The 2,415-nt window shown below is 74.0% G+C and carries 4 protein-coding genes; 1 reads left to right on the forward strand and 3 read right to left on the reverse strand.

The genetic code is table 11. The annotated features are described in order from the left end of the window. Both AB0J52_RS36440 and AB0J52_RS36445 read right to left on the reverse strand, forming a co-directional pair. A partial coding sequence (locus AB0J52_RS36440; RefSeq protein ID WP_500187466.1) for an asparaginase occupies nt 1-575 on the reverse strand: 575 nt, incomplete at its 3' end. 114 nt (nt 576-689) lie between these two features. Beyond that, nucleotides 690-1,523 (reverse strand): beta-keto acid cleavage family enzyme, encoded by an 834-nt coding sequence (locus tag AB0J52_RS36445; RefSeq protein WP_500187467.1) that lies wholly within the window; start codon nt 1,521-1,523, stop codon nt 690-692. Between the two features lie 19 nt (nt 1,524-1,542). Here AB0J52_RS36445 and dtd point away from each other — a divergent pair, with 19 nt between their 5' ends. Continuing rightward, nucleotides 1,543-1,968 (forward strand): D-aminoacyl-tRNA deacylase, encoded by a 426-nt coding sequence (gene dtd, locus AB0J52_RS36450; RefSeq protein WP_500187468.1) that lies wholly within the window; start codon nt 1,543-1,545, stop codon nt 1,966-1,968. Between the two features lie 3 nt (nt 1,969-1,971). Here dtd and AB0J52_RS36455 read toward each other — a convergent pair. After that, a partial coding sequence (locus AB0J52_RS36455) for a hypothetical protein (protein ID WP_500187469.1) occupies nt 1,972-2,415 on the reverse strand: 444 nt, incomplete at its 5' end.

A 2,415-nucleotide genomic window follows, 5' to 3' on the forward strand; every position in this document is an offset into this window, starting at 1 on the left:
GTCGCGGAGACCGCGAACAGCGGCGCGCCGCAGCCGTCCACGCCGACCGCCGCGACCTTCTCCCCCGCCAGCGCCTCGACCGCCTCGCGCGAGGCGACCTGGAGCGGGTGCGACGGGTCGAGGTAGTCGTCGGTGGACCATCCGGCGATGACGCAGGTCGCGAGCATCGCCGCGTGCTTGCCGGAGCAGTTCATCCGCAGCCGGGTCCGGTCCTCGCCGCGGCGCGCCACGTCCAGGGCGACCTCCTGGTCCAGCGGCCACTGCTCCGGGCACTGGAGCGCCTCGGCCGACAGCCCCACCGACGCCAGGACGCGCTCCGCGCCCTCGACGTGGAAGTCCTCACCCGAATGGCTGCCCGCCGCGATCGCCAGCAGCTCGCCTTCCAGCTCCAGGCCCGAACGGACCATCGCGACCGCCTGCATCGGCTTGTTCGCCGAACGCGGGAAGATCGGCTCGTCCGGGAATCCGGCGCGCACCGCCGTGGTCCCGTCGGCCGCCAGCCCCACCGCGCTGCCGCGGTGGCGCGACTCCACGAACCCGGAACGTTCCACCTCGACCAGGACAGGCGTGGACACCGTTGTCACAACAACCCCTCACAAACTCAGACGCTCTCCACCCGTTCCTACCCGACCGGCCAGGGTGCGCAGACCTGCCGGTCACACCCCGGCCGGGCGGGCAGGCGGACCGGCCTAGCGGCCGGCCTCGCCGATGCCGAGGAGGGATCGCGCGTCGGCGGGGCTCATCGGCGGCCGCTGCGCGTGCCGGGCCAGCTCGGCGGCCCGCTCGACGAGCTCGGCGTTCGCCGTGACGGGCCGTCCCTTGGCGAAGGTCAGGGTGTCCTCCATGCCGACCCGCAGGTGGCCGCCCGCCGACAGGGCCGCGAACATGACCGGCAGGGACGTCCGGCCGACGCCCGTCGCCGACCAGGTCGCGCCCTCCGGCAGCGCCTGGACCGCCGCGACCAGCGTCCGCGCGTCCCCCGGCATCCCGCCCGGGACGCCCATGACCAGGTCGCAGTGGACGTGCCCGCCGAACGGCTCGCCGTACTTGTCCAGCAGCCGGTGCAGCGCCGCGACCTGCCCGAGGTCGAACAGCTCGAACTCCGGGACCACGCCCTGCGCCTGGGTGCGCTGGTAGAGCTCGGCCATGAACGGCCACGGGTTCATGAACACGTCGTCGCCGAAGTTCACCGTCCCGCAGGTCAGCGAACAGCCGTCCGGCTCGGCGTCCAGCACCCGCAGCCGGTCCTCGTACGGGTCGGTGACCGCGCCGCCGGTGGACAGCTGGACGATCAGTCCCGTGCTCTCCCGCAGCGCCTGGACGGTGTCGCGCAGCCGCGCGAGGTCCAGGGTCGGCCGCGCGTCGTCGTCGCGGATGTGCACGTGGATGACGGCGGCTCCGGCCGCCTCGCATTCCTTGGCCGTCTGTACCAGCTCGTCCAGGGTGACGGGCAGGGCCGGGACGTCGGCCTTCGCCGACTCCGCCCCCGTCGGGGCCACCGTGATGAGCGTCGTTGCTCCCATGCAGGCAGAATGTCGTGTCATGCGTGCGGTAGTCCAGAGGGTGAGCAGGGCGAGCGTGACCGTGGCGGGTCGCGTCGTGGGCGCGATCGACGGGCCGGGCCTGATGGTCCTGGTCGGCGTCACCCACGACGACACGCCCGAGAAGGCGGCCAAGCTCGCCGCCAAGCTCTGGGGCCTGCGGATCCTCCCGGACGAGAAGTCCTGCTCCGACCTCGGGGCACCGCTGCTCGTGGTGAGCCAGTTCACCCTCTACGGCGACGCCCGCAAGGGCCGCCGCCCCACCTGGACCGCCGCCGCCCCCGGGCCCGTCGCCGAGCCGCTGGTGGACGCGGTCGTCGCTGAGCTGCGGACGCTGGGCGCCAAGGTCGAGACCGGCGTCTTCGGCGCGGACATGCAGGTGGACCTGGTCAACGACGGCCCGATCACCGTCATCCTGGAGTACTGAGGTTCAGCCGGCGATCCCGGCGAGCGTCCCGACGACCGCGACGACGGTCCCGACACCGGCGAGGATCAGGCAGACCTGGTCGGCCTGCGCGAGCCGGGAGCGGACGGCCGTCGAGTGGACGACCCCGCGGTCGTCCCGCGCGGCCCCCGCCGCCGAGCCGTCGCGCGGCGGACGCGCCCGGCCGACCAGCCGCTTGATCGCCTCGGTCTTGTACGCCTGGTGGTGCGACCCGCACGCGAAGAGCCTCCCCCGCACCGGCTCCCGGCACGGGTAGCCCTGCTCGGTCATCACCCGGCAGACGGTCGGGATCAGCAGGAACTCGTACAGGCACCACGCCGCCAGCCCGAGCAGCGCGAGCCGCCACGACCCCGCGAGCCACGCCAGCAGCGCCCACAGCGCGAACCCGCCCCACCAGAGGGCGGGCTGCTCCCGCCGCTCCCGTCCGCG

Source organism: Spirillospora sp. NPDC049652 (assembly GCF_040675125.1).
Lineage (GTDB): Bacteria > Actinomycetota > Actinomycetes > Streptosporangiales > Streptosporangiaceae > Spirillospora.